The sequence below is a fragment of the Cupriavidus sp. 05N40 genome (assembly GCF_056397305.1).
Genome location: NZ_JBFTND010000319.1, coordinates 1 through 5,426 on the forward strand (window position 1 = coordinate 1; position 5,426 = coordinate 5,426).

At 69.7% G+C, this 5,426-nt stretch carries 6 protein-coding genes; 1 reads left to right on the top strand and 5 read right to left on the bottom strand.

All coding sequences use genetic code 11. The features are described 5' to 3' along the window. The 4 genes from pcaD to pcaH form a co-directional block, all read right to left on the bottom strand. Positions 1-660, bottom strand: a 660-nt coding sequence (gene pcaD, locus AC1DO7_RS38935; protein WP_477117396.1) for a 3-oxoadipate enol-lactonase, incomplete at its 3' end; no start/stop codon positions are given. A gap of 143 nt (positions 661-803) precedes the next feature. Further along, entirely contained in the window at positions 804-2,174 is a 1,371-nt protein-coding gene (locus tag AC1DO7_RS38940) for a 3-carboxy-cis,cis-muconate cycloisomerase (protein ID WP_441614961.1), read from the bottom strand. 103 nt (positions 2,175-2,277) lie between these two features. Further along, the gene (pcaG, locus tag AC1DO7_RS38945) at positions 2,278-2,856 is read right to left on the bottom strand and encodes a protocatechuate 3,4-dioxygenase subunit alpha (RefSeq protein ID WP_441614963.1); all 579 of its coding nucleotides are present in this window, start codon (positions 2,854-2,856) and stop codon (positions 2,278-2,280) included. 3 nt (positions 2,857-2,859) lie between these two features. After that, the gene (gene pcaH / locus AC1DO7_RS38950; RefSeq protein WP_441614965.1) at positions 2,860-3,588 is read right to left on the bottom strand and encodes a protocatechuate 3,4-dioxygenase subunit beta; all 729 of its coding nucleotides are present in this window, start codon (positions 3,586-3,588) and stop codon (positions 2,860-2,862) included. A 95-nt stretch (positions 3,589-3,683) separates the two neighbouring features. On the opposite strand from pcaH, the gene AC1DO7_RS38955 reads away from it, so the two are divergent. Further along, complete coding sequence (locus AC1DO7_RS38955) at positions 3,684-4,643, top strand: LysR substrate-binding domain-containing protein (protein WP_441614967.1); 960 nt, start codon at positions 3,684-3,686, stop codon at positions 4,641-4,643. A gap of 13 nt (positions 4,644-4,656) precedes the next feature. On the opposite strand, the gene AC1DO7_RS38960 is transcribed toward AC1DO7_RS38955, so the two are convergent. Continuing rightward, positions 4,657-5,426 (bottom strand): MFS transporter (locus tag AC1DO7_RS38960; protein ID WP_477117397.1); only part of this gene is annotated, 770 nt, incomplete at its 5' end.

The following is a 5,426-nucleotide window of genomic DNA, read 5'->3' on the forward strand; positions in this document are numbered from 1 at the left end:
GCCTTCGGCCGCGGTGGTGGACGGATCGGCGCTGCCGGCGATCACCAGCACGGGCACCGGGATGGTCCTGACCGCTTCGCGCAGGTCGGCGTCGCGCACGGCGGCGCAGTTGGCGGCGTAGCCGCGCGCATCGAGGCCGCCCAGCACGGCACGCAGGCCATCGAGCTTGCCGCCGGCGGCAGCGACAAACCCCGGCGTGAACCAGCGCTGCAGCGATGCGTCCACCAGCGGCGCCATGCCGTCGCGCAGCACCCCGTCGATGCGGGTGTTCCATGCCTCGCCCGTGCCGATCTTGGGCGCGGTATTGGCGAGCGCGATATGCGTGAAGCGCTGGGGCGCATTCACGCCGAGCCACATGCCGGTCAGGCCGCCCATGGACAGGCCGCAGAACGCGGCCTTGCGGATGCCGAGCGCATCCATCAGGGCCAGCACGTCGCTGCCCAGCTCGGCCACCGTGGCCGGTCCCGGCGGCAGCGATGATTGCCCGTGGCCGCGGGTGTCGTAGCGCAGGACGCGGAACTGCTTGCCGAGCGCTTCGGCCTGCGGCGCCCACATGGTGTGGTCGGTGCCGAGGGAGTTGGAGAAGATCAGGACCGGGGCGGATTCGGGGCCTTCCAGGGTGTAGAACAGGGAGGCGCCGGCATGATTGAGGTGGGGCAATTTAGTCTCCAGGGGCGAAATCTGTCTTGGATCTGTCTTGGGTCTGTCTTGGTTGGTCTTGTTGCCTGGATTCCGGCGTTCAGGCTCGATGCCTGTCGACGGGCTCCGTTGGCATGGCTCGCGGTGACATGGCTACGGGCTCGTCAGCCCTCGCGTGCGCGCCATGCCGCCAGCGCGCCGTCGACGAATCCCTCTGCCTGCCCGAAATAGTTGGCCGGATCGCATACCCGGTCCAGCGCGGCGGCATCCATCAGGCCGGCGTGGGCGGGATCTTCGGCCAGCACCGCCGCCAGCGCTGCACGCAGCGTGGTGCCTTCGGCCACCGCCCGCTTGCAGGCGCCTTCGACGAGGTGGTGCGCCTGCAGCCGGCCGATCCGCCCGCCCAGCTCCAGCATGGCGGCTTCGGCGAGAATCAGTCCGTGGGTCATGTCGAGGTTGGCGCGCATGCGCGGCGCATCGACCTGCAGGCCGCTTGCCACCTCCAGCATCTGGCGCAGGGCGCCGGCGCTGAGCGTGACAATCTGCGGGAGGGTGTCCCATTCGGCCTGCCAGCCGCCGAGGGCGCGCTCGTGTTCCTGCACCATGCCGGCGAGCATGCTCGCCACCAGCGGCGGCACGCGCACGGCGGCGGTCAGCACGGCGGCGCAGCCAACCGGGTTGCGCTTGTGCGGCATGGTGCTGGARCCACCGCGGCCCGGGGCGGAGGGCTCGGCGACTTCAGCCACTTCGGTCTGCATCAGCAGCGCAATGTCGCGCGCGATCTTGCCGAGCGTGCCGGTGAGCATGCCGAGCGTGGCGGCCACGTCGGCCAGGCGGTCGCGGTGGCCATGCCAGGGCACGGCGGGCACGGCGAGATCCAGCTCGCGGCCGAGTCCGGCAATCACCGCGGGCGCGGCGTTGCCGAGGCTGGCCAGCGTGCCGGCGGCGCCGCCGAATTGCAGCACGGCGACTTGCTCGCGCGCGGCGCCGAGACGTTGCAGGTTGCGCTGCAGGGCGTCCAGCCAGCCGGCGGCCTTGAGGCCGAAGGTGGTGGGCAGCGCGTGCTGCAGCCAGGTACGACCCACCATCGGCGTGTTGCGGTGCTGCCGCGCGAGCGTGGCGCACGCCTCGCAGAGCGCTTCGAGATCGGTGCCGATGGCCTGCAGCGCACGGCGCAACTGCAGCACCATGCCGGTATCGATGGCGTCCTGGCTGGTCGCGCCCCAGTGCACGTAGCGCGCGGCCCGTTCGTCGCGTGCGGCCACGCGGGCCGTAAGCTGCTTGACCAGGGGAATGGCAAGGTTGCCGCCCGCGACGGCGGCATCGGCCAGCTTGTCGAAATCGATTTCCCCGGCCCGGCAAGCGGCAGCGATCACTGCGGCGGCGTCCTGCGGGATCACCCCGCAACTGGCCTCGGCAAGCGCCAGCGCCGCTTCGAAATCGAGCATGCCCTGCACCGTGCCGGCATCGGAGAATGCGGCCAGCGTATCGGCGCTGCCGAACATGGGGTCGGTCAGTCGGGAAGAAGTAGGCATCGGTTCAGGTTCGCACGGAAAAGAAACGCACGCCGGCGCCGGGCCGCGGAGCGGGCCGGCGCCGGCGTGCGGCGAGACTTGGCGGGAACGGGGCCGCGCCGGCTCAGATATCGAAGAACACCGTTTCGCCCTGGCCTTGCAGTATCACCTGCCACTGCAGCTTGCCCGGGCCCGCCGGCTGCGCCACCAGGGTCTGGCGGCGCTCCGCCGGCACCTGCGACAGGACCCAGTCGCGCGCATTGGCCTGCGTTTCGTCGGGAAAGTATAGACGCGTGGTCAGGTGCTTGAGCAGGCCGCGCATGAACAGCGACACCACGATATGGGGGGCCTGCGGCTGGCCGTCGGGGCCGGGCACGGCGCCCGGCTTGACGGTGACGAAGCGGAAGCTGCCGTCGGCCTGGGTCGGCAGGCGGCCGAAGCCGGTAAAGCCGGGCACCAGGCTGGATTGCGCGCCTTCGCGCTGGTCGTCGGGGTGGCGGTAGTGGCCGGCCGGGCTGGCCTGCCAGATCTCCACCATGCCATCGGACACGGGCTCGCCCCCGCCGTCGACGATGCGGCCCTCGATGACGATGCGCTCGCCGTCCAGGGACGGCGCCTCGGCGGTCAGGTCGCCGGCGTCGAGCGCCGACAGGCCGATATGCAGGTAGGGACCGACGGTCTGGGATGTGGTCGCGTACAGCATGGCTTACTCCATCGGCGTGGCATCGCGGCCGCGCAGCACGATATCAAAGCGGTAGCCAAGCGCGTACTCGGGCACCGTGGTTTCCCAGTCCAGCGCGCATACCAGGCGCTCGCGCGCCTTGGCGTCCGGCACGCAATTGAAGATGGGGTCGAAGGCGAGCAAGGGATCGCCCGGAAAGTACATCTGCGTGACCAGCCGCGTGGCGTAGGCGTTGCCGAACAGCGAGAAATGGATATGCTGCGGCCGCCAGGCGTTGTGGTGGTTGCGCCAGGGATAGGCGCCGGGCTTGATGGTCTTGAACTGATAGCGGCCGTGGGCGTCGGTCACCGCCCGGCCTTCGCCGATGAAATTGGGGTCCAGCGGCGCGTCGTGCTGGTCGCGCTTGTGCACATAGCGGCCGGCGGCGTTGGCCTGCCAGACCTCGATCAGCGCATTCGGCACCGGCCGGCCGTTCTCGTCGAGCACGCGCCCGCTGACCAGGATGCGCTCGCCGATGGCCTCGCCGCGGCCCTGGCCGGTGGTGAGGTCGCTGTCGCCGGCGCGCACGAACTCGGCGCCGAACCGCGGACCGGTCACCTCGGACAGGGTCTGCGGCAGCGCGATCAACGGCTGCTGCGGCGAGCGCAGACGGGTGGAGCCGTAGGGGTCGAAGCGGTACGCGGGCTGGGTGTCCCAGTAATGGCGGCGGTACTGGGCCAGGCCTGGCGGGAGCTTGGGGGGCGAGTCGGCCATGATGCACGTCTCCTTATGGATGAATTTGCATTACTTTATTTGCAGACTTATCTGCTGTAAATTGAGTTTTTCGACCAGATTCATAACTTTTCGATATGCAAAATGCCTTCCGCAGCCGGGTGCGGCTGCGTCACCTGCATTCCTTCGTGGCGGTGGCGCAGACCCAGCACCTCGGCCGCGCCGGCGAACAGCTGGGCCTGAGCCAGCCGGCCATCTCCAAGACGCTGACCGAACTGGAGGCCCTGCTGGGCACGCGCCTGCTGGTACGCAAGCGCTCCGGCACGGAACTGACCGAATCCGGCCAGCGCTTCCTGCGCCACGCCTTGCGCGTGCTGGAGGACCTCGACGAAGCCGCCGGCAGCATCGATGGCGAGTCGGAGAGGGGCGCCCGTCGCATCCGCATCGGCGCCCTGCCCAGCGTGGTGCCCGACCTGCTGCAAGAGGCAGTGCTGGCGTTTCGCGACAGCCACCCCGAAGTCAGCCTGGCCGTGCAGACCGGCATGAACCGCGCGCTGATCGATAGCCTGAAGGCCGACCTGCTCGATATCGTGATCGGCCGCATGGACAATCCGGCGGTGATGGAGGGCTTGTGGTTCGAGATGCTGGACGCCGAGCCGTTGCTGCTGGCGGTGCGCCGCCAGCATGCGCTGGCCGGGCCGCAAGCCGGCACGCCGACACTGGCGGACGTCATGCGCTTCCCGCTGGTGGTGCCGGCGCAGGGCTCGGTGCCGCGCCATAGCGCGGAGAGCATGCTGGCGCGGCACGGCTTCGTGTTGCCGCCGGGCGTGCTGGAAACCTCGGATGCCTACCTGGGCCAGCTGATCGCGCTGAAGTCCGACGCGGTCTGGCTGGCGCCGCGCTGCGCCATGCGACAGGGGCTGGAAAGCGCCGAGCTGGCCTTGCTGCCCATCTCCGGCCATGGCAGCGAAGAGCCTGTCGGCCTGCTGCGCCAGGGCGGGCGCAACCTCGACCACGCCGCCGAGGCCTTCGTGCAGGACCTGCGCGAGCGCGCCGCCGCGCGGGCACGCGGGCACGCGCCGAAGGCGCGGGAGTAGCCGCCGGCAGTGGCTACATCTCCCCCGCGTCCGCCATCTTCTTGCCCGCCGCGCGGGTGACATCGGGCGACAACTGCAGGAAGATCCAAGCCGAGGCCGAGGTGATCAGCCCCACGCAGATGAAGGTGGCGTGAAAGGCCGGCAGCGCGGATGTCGCGCCGTGTTCGCTGAACGCGCCCTGGAAGGTCGCCAGCAGGGCGCCGGCCGATGTGACAGCCAGGCTCATCGACAGCATCTGCACCATCGACAGCAGGCTGTTGCCGCCGCTGGCCCCGGCCGTGCCGAGGTCCTTGAGCGTGACGGTATTCATCGCGGTGAACTGGATCGAATTGACCGCGCCGAACACGGCCAGTTGCACCAGCAGCAGCGCCAGCGGCTGGCTCGGCGAGATCAGCGCGAACGAGGCCATCGCCAGCCCCACCACGAACGTGTTGGTGACCAGCACCTTGCGATAGCCGTGGCGCTCGATCAGTCCCGTGGCAAGGCGCTTGGACGCCATGCCCGCCGCCGTGATCGGCAGCATCATCAGGCCCGCCTCGAACGGCGAATAGGCCAGGCTGACCTGCAGGGTCAGCGGGATCAGGAACGGCATGGCGCCGTTGCCGATGCGCGCGAACAGGTTGCCCAGCAGCCCCACGCTGAAGGTATGGATGCGGAACAGCCGCAACCCGAACAAGGGACGGCGGTGGCGCGTGGCATGCAGCACATAGGCGGTCAGCGAAGCCATGCTGGCAATCAGCAGCATCAGCACCGTGGCATGCTCGAAGCCCAGCTCCGCCAGGC